Consider the following 16,516-nt stretch of genomic DNA (forward strand, 5'->3'; position numbering starts at 1 on the left):
ATGGCACGAGAAACACTTGAACAACTTTTTCGAAAAAAATATTATGCACAGCTTATAGAAGTGCAGTCGCGTTTATCACAGGAAGAACGTCTGCAGACTGATGTAAAGTGGCGAGAAGAAATCTATCGGGTACTGCACAGTCTAAAAGGAACAGCAGGTACGCTCGGCTTTGCTAACTTAACCCATATGGCAGAAACCGGGGTGTTGATGTTCTCAGAAAGCCACACCTATGCTCTGCCATCTTATATGATCGCCCCACTACATACGCTCATCAACGAAGCGATTACGTACCTGCGTGTAGCTGAACACGCTCATGTTAGTGAAGATATTCTGCAGGAGATGCGGAATTTTAATGCTCTAGATGGCAAGCCGAAGCGGATTCTTGTTATTGATGATGATGAGATCCTTCTATCGTCCATTCACCACATGCTGTCTATGGGTGGATTTGATGTAGAAGTACTGTCTGACCCAAGCCATAACCTGGAGGAGATGCTGAATCGACAGCCAGACTGCATCATTTTGGATATTATGATGCCCGATACGGATGGCTTTTATGTCATGCAGCACATTCGCAATGACGTACAGCGCGAGTTCACTCCGGTACTGATGTTAACCGCACGAGCAGATCTGACCGACAAGTATAAAGGATTTCAGTTAGGTGCAGACGAATACTTGACGAAACCTTTCCATTTTGAAGAGCTGATGTTACGCATCAAAACATTAATTTCCCGCGTGGAAAAGTATCGTTCCCTAACGTTGTACGATTCTCTAACAGGACTTCACAATCGACGCTATCTGCTGGATCGCCTGCAGGAGCTATTCATTATGCATGCGCGCAAGCCGCAAAATGTGACACTGTCGATTATTGATCTGGACTTCTTCAAACGGGTAAATGACACATACGGGCACCCATGCGGTGACACGGTTCTCAAATCGTTTGCTTCTTTTCTCAAAGAGAAACTCCGGGAAACGGATATCATTACCCGATACGGGGGAGAAGAATTCATTGTTGTCCTTCCGGATACGCCACTTGAGCAAGCACAGATTATTCTAAACCGGGTTCGTGAAGATTTCAGCCGAACTGAGATTCACTGTTCATGCCAGAATGTCTCCTTCTTTCAAACCTTCAGCTGTGGCATGGCTCAGATCGGGATCGATGGACACGACATTACCAGCCTGATTGAATACGCAGATAAGGCACTGTATCTGGCGAAATTCAAAGGCCGCAACCGCATCTGTCTTGCCTCCGAGCTTGGTGATGATGCTACAAACGGTGCAGCTCGCAAGAAAGTTCTCATCGCAGATGACGATATGATCGTGCAGGCGATTTTAAAAACTCAGTTGGCTGATACCGATTGGGATCTTATTTTTGCCAAGAACGGGCAGGAAGTGCTCAACATCGTTACGGATGTCACACCCGACCTATTTATTCTTGATGGCATGATGCCTGTTCTTAATGGCCTGGAAGCTTGCATGACTTTGCGTAAGCAACCACGTTTCGCCAAAACCCCCATCATCATGCTGACCGGGCGAGATGCCAAAGAAGAAATCGCTCAGGCACTGGATACAGGTGTTGATGATTATGTGCTGAAGCCATTCTCCGCGATCGAACTAAAAGCCCGTATTAACCGACTATTTGTGCGTACAACTTCACGATAAATATCGAGTTGATATACGTACAATACCAAACAAAAGGAGCCATCTCAAAAGTCGTAACGACAATTGAGATTGCTCCTTTTTGTAATTATATCCTTAGGTGAATACGACTGTTTTGTTTTTATGGACAAGAATCCGATCTTCCACATGCCAGAGAACCGCACGGGCAAGCACGATCCGTTCGATATGACGTCCTTCTTTCTTCAAATCCTCTACGTTATCACGATGACTCACACGACTTACATTCTGCTCGATAATCGGTCCGGCATCAAGGTCTTCCGTTACATAATGTGCGGTGGCTCCGATGATTTTCACCCCGCGCTCATACGCCTGGTTGTACGGCTTTCCGCCGATAAATGCTGGCAAGAATGAATGATGAATGTTGATAACCTGATTACGGTAATGCTCAATAAAATATGGAGACAAAATCTGCATGTAGCGAGCAAGTACAATGAAATCTGTGTTGCCTTCCATTAGTTCACGCTGCTTCTTCTCTACTTCCAGCTTCGTATCAGCTGTAACCGGCAGATGATGATACGGGATACCAAGAGACTCAACAAGTTCTCTTGAATCATCATGATTGCTAATTACCATCGTAATGTCTGCATTCAGATCTCCCGCCTGCCAATTCCACAGCAGTTCGCGCAAGCAATGGTCTTCTTTGGATGCGAAAATCACCATTTTTTTCGGGCGACTGGCGAGTGTAATACGCCAGTCCATCTCGAACTCGTCCGCTATCGACATAAATTCCCGACGCAAGTGATCGACTGTGGATTCCAGATCTTCCTTATAAAATTCGATTCGAATGAAGAAACGTCCCCCTTCTGGATCTTGTGTATACTGGTCTGATTGAAGAATGTTCGCACCATTCTCATATAAGAAACGAGAAACAGCCGCGACAATTCCCGAACGATCTGGGCACGAAATAAGCATGCGCCCGACTCCCTGATACTTCTTCTCAAATACAGATGCTACTTTTTGTGCTGTCATTATTTTACGTGCCTCCAAAATAAAGGTTCAAAAAAATCAATTTCCGCTTATTATACCGTATTTCTTTCCGCTGGAAAACGAATAAAATGATACAGACTGGCCATTCTACCGCATGAATGTTCGTCTTATGTAAAAAAGAGAGCTATCGTCAGCTCTCTTGTCTACATCGCTTATTCTTTTTCCAGCAGGCGGAAGAATCGCTCTTCCTGTACCAGGTCTGTCTTAAACACGCCGCCACGCGCAATCGTACGCGTCCGACTGCCCGGTTTCTTAATACCACGCATGGACATGCACAAATGCTCCGCTTCTACAACTGCAATCGCGCCGATCGGGCAAACCACATTGTTCAACGCTTCTACGATCTGATTTGTCATGCGCTCCTGCACCTGTGGGCGACGAGCAAGAATATCAACCAAGCGAGCAAATTTACTTAATCCTACAATACGTCCGTCCGGAATGTATCCAATATGCACCTTTCCAAAAAACGGAACGAAATGGTGCTCACACATGCTATAAAAAGGAATATCCTGCACAATTACAATGTCAGATGCCCCTTCAGCCGGGAATGTTTTGCCGAGAACCTCTTCTGGATCCTCCTGCAACCCGCCAAACACTTCACGGTACATTTTTGCAATCCGCTTTGGTGTTTCCTGCAGCCCTTCCCGTTCCGGATTTTCTCCGATTAGCTGAATCACTTCATAAAAATGCTGCTCGATCGGATCAGCAGCCTGTTTACTGGACTTAACTGCTTCTGCGCGCATGGCGTTCATCTCCTTAGCTAATAACATAGAACAGATTTCAGCAGTGCCAGCGTCTGTTCTCCATAAAGTACACTGTATAATAGTTATATAATGATTGCAAGTTGATAATGCGTTCAATATCATGGAAACAGAGCTTATAAGGCGCGCAGTTCTTTCTCTGATTCCTGCTATTTTCCGCTTATTTTCACCTGCTCATTCGCTAATACAAGTCGTGTTAACGCCTCCGCTACTCCACTATCATTGTTCGAAGCCACGATAAGATCAGCCTGTGCTTGCACATCCTCCGGCGCATTAGCAACCGCTACACCAACGCCTGCAATGGACAGCATCGCCAGGTCATTATAGTAATTGCCAATCGCAATCGTTTCGGAAAGCGGTACACCAAGATGACTTGCCAGGTAATTAAGCGCCGCTCCTTTAGAAGTAGTCTTCTCGATTACATCAATATAGAAAGGGCCACTTCGCAAAAGCTGGACCGGTAGACTCAGCTCCAGCAGATCGTTATACGCACGGTCAAGCTCACCTTCTGCACCGAACAACGTGAATTTTACCAGCCGCTCACGCAACGAGAGCGGGTCGGAGATCACTTTAGGCATAGCTAAATACTTGGTGTACATCTCCCGCACATCGTCGCGCTCCATGCTTTCTGTATACATATCAAAAGCGGTACAAAAATCCGTGTGAATTCCGCGCATATGGCAGTATTCCATCACCGCTTGTACATCCTCCATGAAAAAACCATTCTCCAGCAGTATTTCCTGCGTACTGGAATGAACCGCCACCGCTCCATTGTGCGCAACATAATACCCTTCAATCCCAATCTCTGTGAGAATGGGCGTTACACTATGTGGAGCCCGGCCCGAACAGAGCACCACCGTAACACCTGCTTCTGTTGCTGTATACAACGCTTCTTTATTTTGTTCCGTAAGGCGGTAATCATCCGTCAACAACGTCCCATCAATGTCAATTGCAACAAGCTTGTAGTCCATATTTTTTGTCGTACTCCTCTACTCTTACGATTTCTATCCCACTTCTGTATCATACCATACCTTTAGATTTTCCTAACAGAAAGCTAAAACAAGCCTGATTCCCTAGGGGGAGACCAGACTTGTTTTTTCCTTAGGTATGCGTACGAACAAGCCGCTTTTGCTGAACTTTGAGAAAACCCAGCGCCTCTTTCCACTCTCGCTTCTGTTCACGATGCCAATGTTTAAGATCAATATAATTATGAAGAGGAACACCCTGCTGCCGCAATGCGAGATGATGTGTCAACCTGACATGCAGGAAAAGACGTAATATATGAAGCCATGTATCCTGATCCTGTGCAGACAGGACACCTGCCTGATACAGACTGATAAGTCTTTCTTTTGTCCCCACTTCTTCAATCTGATGCGTGAGTGACAAAATTCGGACCGTATTCACAATCTGGTAATATCCACCCTCTTTCATATCATACAGCCCGGCATAGTCTCCCCATCGCTCATAATAAAGCTGACCGAACATGCCAAGCGGAATCGTATGTGCAGCCGAATGTTCCGCAAATCTCTTACGCAAATCGCGCCGCTCATACAGCTTTCGACGCAGCCAGTTACCCAGTAAATGCACCATTGATCGATCTCCATACACTCCGCGCATATCCGACGCAATCAACAAGTAGCGAATGCTGTCAAGCCCTCCTTCCTCCATCCAGCCCGCAAGCGTCTGCTTCCAACTTCTAATCTCGTGGCACCAGCGTGGGTTCGATGCCATCACATTTCCCAAACAAAGCGAATACCCGATTGCTTCCAGTTCAAAAGCGATCCGGCGCCCGAACTTCAAGAAATACACTTGATACTCCCGTTCACGACTTATATCTGGTTGCGTATCGTCTAAATCCCCATATACAATCCCATGATCCTGATCACTCGCCAGTGTCCGCTCCCGGCGCCCACCACTTCCAAGTTCGAACCAGCAATACGGTGCAGGCGGCGAACCTTCTCCCGTATCGACCATCCACTGCTCTGCCCGCATGACCGCTTCCCGGCACACCCGGTCATGCCCTTCATTAAGCACTTCATACTTCTCAAAAACAGGAAGAGACGAGACCGCCAATGCGGCAGCCTCGCTTTCCATCCACAACCTCGCGTTATATGGTACGCTCATAAGCATGCCCTGCCGCTTTAGCCGATACTGTTTCCGAAGTAAAAGCGGGGTTCTCAGCCGGATCAAGATGTTCCGGATACCCATACACACCGTGCTCACTCAAGTCAAGACCAGTGATCTCCTCTTCCGGTGTAACGCGTAGTCCCATTGTCACTTTGAGCAGGTACAGAATGGCAAAGCTAACAGCTGCTACATACAACATCGCACCAAGCGCTCCTACAACTTGCACGTACAGCTGATGCCAGCCGCCGCCGTAGAACAAGCCTGCCTGACCAACCCCTACCTTCTCTACCAGGCGTGGAGAAGCGAAAAACCCTGTTGAAATCGTACCCCAGATACCCGCAATACCGTGTACCGAGAAAGCAAAGACCGGATCATCCACACCTTTGCGCTCAAAGTAAAGCGATGTGAAGAATGTGATGATGCCCGCAATCGCCCCAATCACTACAGCGGCCCATGGTTCTACAAACGCGCACGCGGCTGTAATTGCTACGAGTGCCGCAAGCACACCATTCAGCATGCTTGGAATATCCGCCTTACCGAGTACAAACCACGCGATCAGCATCGCAGCAATCGCGCCCGCTGCTGTCGCCAAATTTGTCGTCAATGCTACATAACTAAAGAATCCATCCCCAATTGCCATCGTAGAACCTGCATTAAACCCAAACCAGCCAACCCAGAGAATGATAACACCAAGAACGGAGTAGACCTGATTGTGACCCGGGATCAGATTTGGTTTCCCATCCCGTGTAAACTTGCCAATACGAGGTCCAAGAAGCAATGTCGCTATGAGAGCTGCAACCGCACCTTGTAAGTGGACAACGGTCGAACCAGCAAAATCCTGCATGCCCATCTTAGCTAGCCAGCCACCACCCCATACCCAGTGACCAATAACTGGATAGATCGCAACCGTAAACAGAATACCGAAGACGAAATATACAGATAATTTAGCGCGTTCTGCAAAACCTCCCCAGGCAATCGCCAGTGATACAGCGGCAAAGGCCATCTGAAACAAGAACTTCAGATCCAGCGGTACGTGCGCCCACGATAGAGAAGAAAATACTTGATCCGCTTCTGCTCCACCAAGATGAAGCATCCATCCTTTCAATCCGACAAATCCATTACCATCTCCAAATGTAATCGCGAATCCTGCCACCCAGAAGAAAATGCCCGTAATCGCAAAGCTGATAATCTGCTTTCCAGCTACGTGTCCAGCATTTTTCATTCGGGTTGAACCTGCCTCTAAAAGCGCGAATCCTGCCTGCATGGAAATAACTAAGATTGCAGCTACAAAAACATAGGCAGAATCAAGCGCACTAGCTAAAGCTTCCATATGCATATCCCCTTCCTTCTCGTGTTAACTTTCATGACATAACTATATGCTCACCTGTAAATTTATGCAACTCATGTCATTTAAATTAACATTATATATCTTCCTAATCAACCGCTTACATTAGATATTTCTTGATTTTTCTCACTTTTTCATTCATGTTAGCTTTCCTTTCCTCATCAAACTTAGGAGCCTAAAAATTCTCCATAAAAGCAGTAAAAAAACAATAGCCAGCACGAAATGATTTTCAGTATAATGGGGTGAATATAAAACTTTATTAAAGATATCGTAAAGAAAGGGTTAAGAGGTGTGTTACATGCGGCGTGCGATTCTTGTCGTATTGTTTTTGTTGCTAGGAGCAGTTGTTTGGCAAATCTCCACGGTTGAACACTGGATTATTTTTAACTGGGTATTTCTTGCTCTGCTTCTTCTGGATTTTCGTAAAGATCAAAAAGACATTGATCTACTTGCCTTCCTTCCTAAAGGAGTTGCGCTGCTGTTCTGCTTGTACTATGTGTATCAGCACGCGCCCAAACTGTGGTACTTCCTTGCCAGCTGGGAAACATCAAACGTCAAACACTTTTTCAACTGGAACGATACATTCCGGAAAATTCCGTTCAATAATGGGGCGATTTTTCGCCTGTACCAGCCTGAATGGTTTACGATTTTCATGCGCTGGGTATATGGATACGGTTTCTCACTTGCACTCTGGGTATCGGTCATCCGAAGCTTAATGACACGAGATCTGGATAAAATGCTTCGCTATGTGCTGTCTAGCCATACCATGCAGTTACCGATTATCGTGCCGTTTTATACGCTGGTCATGCTACAAGAAGTATGGTATGTACTCGGGGAGCCGGATGGTATGGCACGCGGTTTCACACATGCCCAGGCACAACTCTGGGTTATGAACTGCTTCCCAAGCATGCACACATCCGTTTCCTTTGCAATTCTTTTGCTGGCACTCCGCGAGAAGGGCAGTATCTTCCGCTGGGTGATGGCAACCTACTGCGGCCTGGTTATTTTCTCTACGCTTTATCTGGAGATTCACTGGGTGCTTGATGTGATTGCCGGCATGGTGCTTGGTTACACCACTGTCAAACTGGTCGACTTCCTGTATGCTTTTGCAGCACGTCGAATCGAGGCACGGAAAAAGAATGCGGCACTGATCCCGATTCCGACCGCAGTTTCCACGCAAGACACATCGAATCTATAGTTTCTCTACTCAAAAAGACTTTTCGCTCGAAGCGAAAAGTCTTTTATTTCTTCCTCACGATAAATCCATACACATCCGCTGGATACGTCTCGACCTGACATATCAGCTTACCTACCTCAATAATCTCCAGCTCGTCACTACACTTGCAACACCGCTGCAATAACGCATAGGATTCTGCAGCTTCCCTCTCCCCCTGATTAGCAATCCGTAATTCACCTCCGCTCTCCGTCAGCGCAAGCGCACGATCATATATATCCTGCGGCCGGTACGCACCAGGAGACAATCCCCATAACAAAAGCGGTTCTGCGAATACAAATGGGAACAACAATGTCACAGTTCGAGCAGATAGTAGCTTCGCTTCCAGCACATCATCTACCATATACGTACTTTCTGTCCGCGCCGCATGATACATCGCATGATCATACCGACTGTACCCGTCCCGATACACGCGATAGCCGTCCAGTTCAACACCAGAAAGCGAAGCATGTGCATCCCCTCCCGCCGCCTGTATGGCCCGGAATGCATACGCATAGTCAAAATTTTTGCTTCCAATATCCAGCCACGAACCCGGTCGGTGAATCTCCCCTACTCGTCTTCCAAATTGATCCAGCCAATCCAACACAAGTACATTGCGCCGAAATAGTGCTTCATCCATCTCCCGCGCCCATGTCTGCACCGTTGGATATGCGGTACATAACTGATTAAATCGGTTTCGGACTTCTCCCGTATAGGAGATACTCACCCCCGGATGCACAATCCGATAACCTGAACGACTCCAGCGTATACGTGAGCGCAGCTTGAAAAACAGCGGATTTAACAACCGATGCAACAACATTTTCTCATCTTCCTCCTCCCCATCCATCTCCACAAAAAAACCGGAGGCGATATACGCACTCCGGTTGCCTGCATTCTATTATACAATTATTGTCCAACTATGGAAGGTTCCATCGGTGCAAGCTTGGCAACCAATTCCTGAATGTCTTCCTCACCTACATTAAACTCTTTTAACGATGCAACAAGATGATTCACAATCGCCATGAACTGATCGTGTTGAATGTTCATGCCTTGATGCGCTTTCTCCATGCTTTGGCCGCTATATTGATTCGGGCCACCCGTTGCAAAAGAGATAAACATTGCTTGATGACGGCGCTGTTTCTCCATATCCGTGTTATCAAAAAAATGCGCGACGGTCTCATCAGCTAGAATACGTTTATAAAAAACATCCACAACCTGCTGAATTGCTTCCTGTCCACCGAGTCTTTCGTATAAAGATGCCATCTATGAACGCTCCTTTTCACTATTTACTGTGTGTTTACCTCTGTAGTGTACCCATAGAAGCTCGTTTTTACAGTGACATTTATCACACCGTGTCCCATTCTTATTTCTGCCCAAACAAACGGCGCAAGTTTTCCGTATACGGTGCACGGACGATTCCTTTCTCCGTAATAACAGCCGTCACATATTCATTTGGCGTTACATCAAACGCGGGATTATACACTTTAATATCAGCCGGTGCTACCTGGCGTCCAAGACCGCGAATGATTTCATCCGCTTCACGCTCTTCAATCGGGATTTGCTCTCCGGTCGGAGTGCCAAGATCAATCGAAGATAGAGGAGCTGCCACATAAAATGGGATGTTGTGCGCTTTTGCAAGCACCGCAAGTCCGTATGTGCCGATTTTATTTGCTACGTCGCCGTTTGCCGCCACGCGGTCTGTGCCGACAATGACCGCCTGCACCCAGCCATTGCCCATTACTTTTGCCGCCATATTATCACAAATAAGCGTTACATCAATACCGGCCTGCTGCAACTCATACGCAGTAAGGCGCGCACCCTGTAGCACCGGGCGTGTCTCATCCGCAAAGACCTTCAGCCTCCATCCCTTTTCATGCGCAAGATACATCGGCGCCGTTGCTGTACCGTATTTTGCTGTCGCAAGCCCACCAGCGTTGCAGTGGGTTAGCACACCCATGCCATCTTCGAACAACGTAAGCGCATACTCTCCGATTGAGCGGCATACTTCTTCATCTTCTTTCTGAATGCGCTGCGCTTCTGTCAGCAACATCTCTTTCATCTGTTCCGGTGTCTGACCTTCCGCCTGTGCCCGCCGAGCAGTAGCTGTCATACGATCGAGCGCCCAGAACAAATTAACAGCTGTCGGGCGAGACGTAGCGAGATACGCCGCCTGCTTTTTCACTTCTTCAAGCAGTGCTTCAGATGTTTCTGCTTCGCTCTTACGCACCGCCACATACACGCCATACGCTGCGGTAATGCCGATCGCCGGTGCGCCACGTACATTCAGACGTTCGATCGCATCCCACACCTGCTTGACCGTTGTAAGCGTCATATAATCTGTTGTTTCCGGAAGCTTCGTCTGATCAAGCAGAACAAGCTCTCCATTCTCCCATTTGACCGACTGAAGCGGTTCGTATGTTTTGGGCATAATCATTCCCCCTCCTGTATGCTGGCTTCTCATCTCTCCATATAAGCACCACGTTTGACGAACATGTGTAAAATATGGAATAAAACTGACAAAAACGGGTAAACTACTATCAAGTATACTAGATGCAAATTACATCTAGATGAAAATTGTTGGTAGTCACACTGCCGGTTTATACTCACCCTGAGTATACGTCGATATAAACCAGACTGCAAGAAAGGAGGAGATCCCATGACTCAAGCAGAATGGAATGAATGGATTTTCCCAAGTGTATACGAAATCACACACATCATTGCAGAGGCAGTTGAAAGAGCATAGAAGAATCATCTATCCAAAAAGAGGCCCTCTCGTACAGTAACGAGAGAGCCTCTTCTTCTTGCCTGTATAGCTATTCCATTTTCATTACCATCGCTTCGCCTTCTACTACAACTTTACCATTGCTATTCAGCACGTTTGTCTGGAGCTTAATCAGCTTTTTATCATCGCGCTTCTCGAGCACTTCCGCAACTACCGTAATCGTATCGCCAATTTTAACAGGTGCTTTAAACTTCAAGTTTTGCGACAAATAAATCGTATTTGTCCCTGGCAACTGCGTCCCTAGTATCGTAGAGATATAACTCGCTGTCAGCATACCATGCGCAATACGCCCTTTAAAAAACGTCGTCTTGGCAAATTCATCATCCAGATGAATCGGATTCACATCGCCGGTCAGCTCCGCAAATGCCACAATATCTTGGTCTTCAATTGTCCGTACAAGCTCCGCTTTATCTCCTACATGAATGTCCGCATATGACTTTTCGACTACGTTTTTTGATTGTTCGTATATATTCATGTTTCCTCTCCTTATTTTCTCTTTTTTCAGACAAAATTCGACACGATGGCATGGAAAATCCCCCTGGCTCCCAGGGGGCTATAGTTGTTACTTAAACAAGTTTATTGTATTGTTTTTGTTAGCTTCGAGGGAATTGATTAATCCTTTTTGCGTTGATTTTACCTGACCCAGGAAATTGTCCACCAGATTTTGCACTTCTTCTCGTGTGCGCTGCTGTTGTTCAATCAGGCTTTTAACAGACAGTTCAAGCTGCTCCTGAGATTTGTTAATCACATTGATGCTCGCTTTGCCTGGTGTCCATGTAAGTTGCTGAATACGAGATGAGATTTCATCCAGACGTCCCAGCCAATCTTGAACGATCTGTCCCGCCTGCTCGCCCCCTACATTTTTCACATTGCTCTGATATGTGAACTTTGCTTCTTCCAGGAATTTTTTTAGTTCCTGTTCTGTTTTTTCGATATTTTCTGCCGTCTTTGTCCACAGCTCTTTTTGACGATCGAGCGTCTGCAGTGTAATGTTCTCAATCTCACGCTGATACGCGTATATTGTTTTTACACTGTTCATCCAGCCATCCCACACCGCATCTACAATATTAGGGTTCTGTTGTGTTGTCGCTTGCACTGTAACCGACTCCTTCTCCGCTTTTTTGTTTACTGCCATCAGGTCAAATCCTCCTTATGAAATAAGTGAGTAACAACATGTATATGGTGACTGCAGCAAAGCTGCGGACCCGCGTAACGGCTTACTTCTCTTCTTTCGACTGGTCCGGTTTCGATGGTATAAAGAATCCGGCATACATGTTGAAAAAACGGTCCAGCATGAGCTGATACTGCTCAAGTGATGACGCCCAGGTATTCAAATACTGTTCCCCGGCATCGGTCAGGGAATAAATTCGCTTGGCAGGTCCCCCTGTGGACGTATCCCATTCTGACTTTACCATGTTCTCCTTCTCCAGCTGCCGGAGTGTCCGGTATACATTCCCCTGATCAATAGAAGGGAAGCCAAACTTGATAAGCTGTTGAATCAACTCATAGCCATGCACATTCCAACCGCGCAGGCTAAGAAGAAGAAATGGAACCATCAAGTTCTTTGGTGTACTGTTAATGGTTTTTTCTTCTCTGGCTGACTGATCAGACTGAGAATTATCTTCACGAGCTGACATGTGTATCACCTTCAAATCTGTAAATATCTCTTATGTGTAATTTACACCTATGGAATGATTTTGTCAAACATTTCTAATAAAAAAATTATCTTTATTACTTTAGTCTCATATGTGACGAAAATGTAAAAAAAGATCGTAATTTATCGAATCTTTCTATATTGAGTTACCTTCCGCCGTTCTCTATACTTTACATGAAAGTATTTTTTATACATATTTTCCCCTACCACTCATACAGATGATAGGGTGAACTAATTCAGGAGAGGAGATGAAGAAGTGAACAACAAAATGCCGTTCGACCCGTTCGCCATGTGGAAAGACATGTACGACAAAACCGAATCTCATTGGAGTAAAGCTGTCGATGAGTCAATGCGCAAGGAAGACTTTTCCGAATGGATGGGACAATTCCTTAGCATGTATTTGCAGTACCAGAACATGATCAAGCAGTCGACTGAGAATTATCTGGAACAGGCAAATATGCCATCTCGCGCCGACATTTCCAATCTCGCTTCCCTCATTGTTAATCTGGAAGCAAAAGTAGATGACTTGGAAGAAATGATCGAGGAAGATCTCGCCCACCAGATTAACAACTTGAATGTAACCCGTGAAGTAAACCGTTTGAAAACAGATGTTAAAAACCTCGATAAGAAACTTGACGAGGTCATTATCCTGCTTAAGGAAAGCACGACCCGTGAAGTGATATCTCCAGTAGTGGCAGAAGCTGCAGTCACAAAAGAAGTAGCACAGGAAGAAAAGTAGCGTACGCATACAATTCATCTAAGGGGTGTTAAATAGTTATGGTGAAAATAGACGGTAAAGTAGCGATTGTAACAGGAGGATCTCGTGGTATCGGAAGCGCGATTGCAAAGGAGTTGGCGGCACACGGCGTAAAAGTGGTCATCAACTACAATAGCAGTAGTGAAGCAGCCGAAGCGGTTGTTAAAGAAATCGAGCAAGCAGGCGGTACCGCATTTGCTTCCCAGGCAGATGTATCCGACGCCGCTCAGGCACGTGTACTTGTCGAAGAAACAATCGCCAAATTCGGCCAGCTCGATATTCTTGTCAACAATGCGGGCATTACTCGGGACCGCACTTTCCGAAAGATCACCGAGGAAGATTGGAGTAGCGTAATTGATACCAATCTGAGCAGCGTCTACAATACAACGGCTGCTGGACTTGAACACATTCAGAAATCAGATGCAGGACGCATTATCAATATCTCTTCTATCATTGGCCAGGCGGGCGGTTTCGGGCAGACGAACTACGCCGCAGCAAAAGCTGGCATGATCGGCTTCACCAAATCTCTCGCATTAGAACTCGCACGTGGTACAACAACGGTAAACGCAATCTGCCCGGGATTCATCGATACTGAAATGGTACAGGCTATTCCGGATAACGTGCGGGAACAAATCGTTGCCAAAATCCCGCAACGCCGCTTTGGTGCGCCGGAAGAAATCGCACGTGGCGTTCTGTTCCTCTGCCGTGATGGCGAATATATTACCGGACAGCAGTTGAACATCAATGGCGGCATGTACATGTAAGTAAAATATTTTGGTTTATTTTTAATATTCTGGTATAGTTATAGAGAGAACTTATTTCCAGAGGTTGGAGGGAGTACCTAATGTCAACTCCAGTGTTGAAAGATTGGGAAGAGATCCTTAATTCTATGCCCGAGGAAGCGAAGCGCACATACCGCCGCTTCCAGCGTGCAACGGAAGTGCTGACAACCGAAGCAGAGCCACAGGTCGGTCTTACGCCGAAAGAAGTCATTTGGACCAAGAACAAAACAAAGCTGTATCGGTATATGCCGGCAGCACCAAAACAACACAGAATTCCACTGTTAATGGTCTACGCTTTGATTAATAAGCCGTACATTCTGGACTTATCCCCTGGCAACAGTCTCATTGAGTATTTGGTAAATCAGGGATTTGATGTGTATCTGCTTGACTGGGGTACACCGTCTCTGGAAGACCGTAACATGAAGCTGGATGATTACATCATGGATTACATCCCACGCGCCGTACGCAAAGTGTTAAAAACATCCGGTGCCGATGAGGTCTCACTGCTTGGCTATTGCATGGGCGGAACGATGACTTCTATTTTCGCCGCACTGCATCCACATCTGCCGATTCGTAACATTGTCTTTATGACAAGTCCGTTTGATTTCGCTGATGCTGGCTTATTCACGAACTGGCTCGATGAGAAATACTTCAACCTTGATAAAATGGTCGATACGTTAGGTGTAATTCCGCCGGAGATGATTGACTTTGGCAACAAGATGTTGAAACCAATCGTGAATTTCTATGGCCCGTATGTCAGTCTTGTAGACCGAGCGGAGAATGAGAACTTTGTGAACGGTTGGAAGCTGATGCAGAAATGGGTGAATGACGGCATTCCGTTCCCAGGTGAAGCTTTCCGTCAGTGGATTCGTGAATTCTACCAGCACAACAAGCTGCTCAAGGGCGAATTAATTGTCCGGGGACGTCAGGTTGACCTGAGCAATATTACGGCAAATGTCCTCAATATTGCAGCGGAGCGCGACCACATCGCGATCCCACATCAAGTAAAGGCACTAATGAATGTGATTTCCAGTGAAGATAAAACATATGCCGAGATGCCAACCGGCCACGTATCTGTCTGCTTCGGACGTCAAGCAATCAACAAGACGTATCCGACTGTCGGCAACTGGCTAGCTGAGCGTTCGCAATAAGAAATCTGGTTCCAAACGAAAAGAGCTGTCTCAAGCGTCGTAATGACAATTGAGACAGCTCTTTTTTTTTGAAATCAGAAAAAATCATGCTCCACTTCTGGTTCTGCCGGATCAATCCACAGACTCTCTACATTGTTAACAGCATCTTCCACCAGCTTCTCGATATCAAGCGGCACTTCACAGCGCTCCGCTACGTCTACTTTCGGCTTTGTTACCGGTGATTTCGGTACGAACACCGTACAGCAGTCTTCAAACGGCAAAATAGATGTCTCATACGTACCGATCTTATGTGCAATCTCAATGATCTCTTCCTTATCCATTGCCACAAGTGGCCGAATGACCGGTGTATCAATCACATGATTAATCGTGTACATGCTCTCCATCGTCTGCGATGCCACCTGCCCGAGACTTTCGCCTGTCGCAATTGCGAGCGCTCCATTCTTCTCAGCGAGCTTCTCGGCAATACGCATCATAAAACGGCGCATAATCGTAATCGTATAATGTTCTGGACAATGCTTACGAATCTCGGTCTGAATTTCTGTGAACGGCACAATATGAAGCTTCATGCCTCCGCTGTATTTAGACAGAATCCGTGTCAGATCAACCACTTTCTGTTTTGCCCGCTCCGATGTGAACGGATAGCTGTGAAAATGTACCCCCTCAATCCGCACACCCCGGCGCATCGTTTTCCATCCAGCAACCGGGCTATCAATTCCACCTGACAACATCAGCATCGCTTTGCCGCCGCTTCCCGTCGGCAATCCGCCTGCTCCCTTAATGGTACGGCAAGAAATAAACGTACCGTTTGTTCGAATCTCGACAATCAACTCGACATCGGGGTTATGCACATCTACTTTCAGGTCTGGCATATTCCGCAGCACATAGCCACCTACATGACGGTTCATCTCCTGCGAACGATGCGGGAACTGCTTATTTGGACGCTTCGTAATCACTTTAAATGTACGCGGAGCCGGATTAGCATCGAGCATTACCTCAAGCGCTGCTTTTTGAATCACTTCCAGCTCGAACTCTTCGACAAAGCGGACCGGACTAAACGAATGAATCCCGAAAATATTTTGCAGGCGTTCCGCCACTTTTTCATACGGCTCGCCGTGCAAGGACAAATACAAACGGCCAAACGTACGCTCTACCTGTACGTTTGGAAATGAGCCTTTTAAGTTTTTCCGAATATTACGGACAAGCTGTGTTTCGAATTCTCCACGATTGCGCTTTTTCAGCGCCAACTCGCCATAGCGGATTAAAATATGTTCATATTGCAT

General features: G+C 46.4%; 17 protein-coding genes. 5 read left to right on the forward strand and 12 right to left on the reverse strand.

Annotated elements, in window-relative coordinates:
* Positions 1–1,659 carry a response regulator gene (locus tag CB4_RS16995; protein WP_096466943.1) on the forward strand — a complete coding sequence of 553 codons (1,659 nt, stop codon included), beginning with the start codon at positions 1–3 and terminating at the stop codon, positions 1,657–1,659.
* Between the two features lie 93 nt (positions 1,660–1,752).
* Here the strand turns inward: CB4_RS16995 and purU are convergent, their stop codons facing one another.
* From purU to CB4_RS17020, 5 genes are all read right to left on the reverse strand, one after another.
* Positions 1,753–2,646 (reverse strand): formyltetrahydrofolate deformylase, encoded by an 894-nt coding sequence (gene purU / locus CB4_RS17000; RefSeq protein ID WP_197703126.1) that lies wholly within the window; start codon positions 2,644–2,646, stop codon positions 1,753–1,755.
* Positions 2,647–2,816: 170 nt separating this feature from the next.
* Positions 2,817–3,407, reverse strand: a complete 591-nt coding sequence (folE, locus tag CB4_RS17005; RefSeq protein ID WP_096466944.1) for a GTP cyclohydrolase I FolE — start codon at positions 3,405–3,407, stop codon at positions 2,817–2,819.
* A 167-nt stretch (positions 3,408–3,574) separates the two neighbouring features.
* On the reverse strand, positions 3,575–4,396 hold the full coding sequence (locus tag CB4_RS17010; protein ID WP_096466945.1) for an HAD family hydrolase: 822 nt from the start codon (positions 4,394–4,396) through the stop codon (positions 3,575–3,577).
* Between the two features lie 130 nt (positions 4,397–4,526).
* Positions 4,527–5,549: a DUF294 nucleotidyltransferase-like domain-containing protein gene (locus CB4_RS17015; RefSeq protein ID WP_172890915.1), complete on the reverse strand. Its 1,023-nt coding sequence runs from the start codon at positions 5,547–5,549 to the stop codon at positions 4,527–4,529.
* The gene (locus tag CB4_RS17020) at positions 5,533–6,888 is read right to left on the reverse strand and encodes an ammonium transporter (RefSeq protein ID WP_096466947.1); all 1,356 of its coding nucleotides are present in this window, start codon (positions 6,886–6,888) and stop codon (positions 5,533–5,535) included. The genes CB4_RS17015 and CB4_RS17020 overlap by 17 nt, the downstream gene beginning before the upstream one ends.
* Positions 6,889–7,195: 307 nt before the next feature.
* Between CB4_RS17020 and CB4_RS17025 the strand changes: the two genes are divergently transcribed.
* Complete coding sequence (locus CB4_RS17025) at positions 7,196–8,095, forward strand: phosphatase PAP2 family protein (RefSeq protein WP_096466948.1); 900 nt, start codon at positions 7,196–7,198, stop codon at positions 8,093–8,095.
* A gap of 43 nt (positions 8,096–8,138) precedes the next feature.
* Here the strand turns inward: CB4_RS17025 and CB4_RS17030 are convergent, their stop codons facing one another.
* The 6 genes from CB4_RS17030 to phaQ form a co-directional block, all read right to left on the reverse strand.
* The gene (locus CB4_RS17030) at positions 8,139–8,963 is read right to left on the reverse strand and encodes a hypothetical protein (RefSeq protein WP_231956055.1); all 825 of its coding nucleotides are present in this window, start codon (positions 8,961–8,963) and stop codon (positions 8,139–8,141) included.
* A gap of 53 nt (positions 8,964–9,016) precedes the next feature.
* The gene (locus tag CB4_RS17035) at positions 9,017–9,373 is read right to left on the reverse strand and encodes a group I truncated hemoglobin (RefSeq protein ID WP_096466950.1); all 357 of its coding nucleotides are present in this window, start codon (positions 9,371–9,373) and stop codon (positions 9,017–9,019) included.
* A 100-nt stretch (positions 9,374–9,473) separates the two neighbouring features.
* Complete coding sequence (gene mtnA / locus CB4_RS17040) at positions 9,474–10,538, reverse strand: S-methyl-5-thioribose-1-phosphate isomerase (protein ID WP_373681388.1); 1,065 nt, start codon at positions 10,536–10,538, stop codon at positions 9,474–9,476.
* A 385-nt stretch (positions 10,539–10,923) separates the two neighbouring features.
* Positions 10,924–11,367 carry a MaoC family dehydratase gene (locus tag CB4_RS17045; protein WP_096466952.1) on the reverse strand — a complete coding sequence of 148 codons (444 nt, stop codon included), beginning with the start codon at positions 11,365–11,367 and terminating at the stop codon, positions 10,924–10,926.
* 87 nt (positions 11,368–11,454) lie between these two features.
* Complete coding sequence (gene phaP, locus CB4_RS17050; protein ID WP_096466953.1) at positions 11,455–12,027, reverse strand: polyhydroxyalkanoic acid inclusion protein PhaP; 573 nt, start codon at positions 12,025–12,027, stop codon at positions 11,455–11,457.
* A gap of 82 nt (positions 12,028–12,109) precedes the next feature.
* Positions 12,110–12,529: a poly-beta-hydroxybutyrate-responsive repressor gene (phaQ, locus tag CB4_RS17055; protein ID WP_096466954.1), complete on the reverse strand. Its 420-nt coding sequence runs from the start codon at positions 12,527–12,529 to the stop codon at positions 12,110–12,112.
* A 273-nt stretch (positions 12,530–12,802) separates the two neighbouring features.
* On the opposite strand from phaQ, the gene phaR reads away from it, so the two are divergent.
* From phaR to phaC, 3 genes are all read left to right on the forward strand, one after another.
* The gene (gene phaR, locus CB4_RS17060; RefSeq protein ID WP_096466955.1) at positions 12,803–13,285 is read left to right on the forward strand and encodes a polyhydroxyalkanoic acid synthase subunit PhaR; all 483 of its coding nucleotides are present in this window, start codon (positions 12,803–12,805) and stop codon (positions 13,283–13,285) included.
* Positions 13,286–13,323: 38 nt separating this feature from the next.
* The gene (locus tag CB4_RS17065) at positions 13,324–14,067 is read left to right on the forward strand and encodes a 3-oxoacyl-ACP reductase (protein ID WP_096466956.1); all 744 of its coding nucleotides are present in this window, start codon (positions 13,324–13,326) and stop codon (positions 14,065–14,067) included.
* Positions 14,068–14,147: 80 nt separating this feature from the next.
* Complete coding sequence (gene phaC, locus CB4_RS17070) at positions 14,148–15,236, forward strand: class III poly(R)-hydroxyalkanoic acid synthase subunit PhaC (protein WP_096466957.1); 1,089 nt, start codon at positions 14,148–14,150, stop codon at positions 15,234–15,236.
* 74 nt (positions 15,237–15,310) lie between these two features.
* On the opposite strand, the gene thiI is transcribed toward phaC, so the two are convergent.
* Positions 15,311–16,516, reverse strand: coding sequence for a tRNA uracil 4-sulfurtransferase ThiI (gene thiI / locus CB4_RS17075; RefSeq protein WP_096466958.1), 1,206 nt, complete (start codon positions 16,514–16,516; stop codon positions 15,311–15,313).

Origin of the sequence: Aneurinibacillus soli, assembly GCF_002355375.1 — a bacterium.
In the GTDB taxonomy this organism is placed as follows: Bacteria; Bacillota; Bacilli; order Aneurinibacillales; family Aneurinibacillaceae; genus Aneurinibacillus; species Aneurinibacillus soli.

Excerpts from the sequence above, each read along its gene's own strand:
- CB4_RS17010 (WP_096466945.1), bottom strand. The coding sequence starts at position 4,396 with ATGGACTACAAGCTTGTTGCAATTGACATTGATGGGACGTTGTTGACG.
- CB4_RS17025 (WP_096466948.1), top strand. The coding sequence starts at position 7,196 with ATGCGGCGTGCGATTCTTGTCGTATTGTTTTTGTTGCTAGGAGCAGTT.
- CB4_RS16995 (WP_096466943.1), top strand. The coding sequence starts at position 1 with ATGGCACGAGAAACACTTGAACAACTTTTTCGAAAAAAATATTATGCA.
- mtnA (WP_373681388.1), bottom strand. The coding sequence starts at position 10,538 with ATGCCCAAAACATACGAACCGCTTCAGTCGGTCAAATGGGAGAATGGA.
- CB4_RS17035 (WP_096466950.1), bottom strand. The coding sequence starts at position 9,373 with ATGGCATCTTTATACGAAAGACTCGGTGGACAGGAAGCAATTCAGCAG.
- thiI (WP_096466958.1), bottom strand. The coding sequence starts at position 16,516 with ATGCAATATGAACATATTTTAATCCGCTATGGCGAGTTGGCGCTGAAA.
- CB4_RS17020 (WP_096466947.1), bottom strand. The coding sequence starts at position 6,888 with ATGCATATGGAAGCTTTAGCTAGTGCGCTTGATTCTGCCTATGTTTTT.
- CB4_RS17015 (WP_172890915.1), bottom strand. The coding sequence starts at position 5,549 with ATGAGCGTACCATATAACGCGAGGTTGTGGATGGAAAGCGAGGCTGCC.
- folE (WP_096466944.1), bottom strand. The coding sequence starts at position 3,407 with ATGCGCGCAGAAGCAGTTAAGTCCAGTAAACAGGCTGCTGATCCGATC.
- phaQ (WP_096466954.1), bottom strand. The coding sequence starts at position 12,529 with ATGTCAGCTCGTGAAGATAATTCTCAGTCTGATCAGTCAGCCAGAGAA.
- CB4_RS17045 (WP_096466952.1), bottom strand. The coding sequence starts at position 11,367 with ATGAATATATACGAACAATCAAAAAACGTAGTCGAAAAGTCATATGCG.
- phaC (WP_096466957.1), top strand. The coding sequence starts at position 14,148 with ATGTCAACTCCAGTGTTGAAAGATTGGGAAGAGATCCTTAATTCTATG.
- CB4_RS17065 (WP_096466956.1), top strand. The coding sequence starts at position 13,324 with ATGGTGAAAATAGACGGTAAAGTAGCGATTGTAACAGGAGGATCTCGT.
- phaP (WP_096466953.1), bottom strand. The coding sequence starts at position 12,027 with ATGGCAGTAAACAAAAAAGCGGAGAAGGAGTCGGTTACAGTGCAAGCG.
- purU (WP_197703126.1), bottom strand. The coding sequence starts at position 2,646 with ATGACAGCACAAAAAGTAGCATCTGTATTTGAGAAGAAGTATCAGGGA.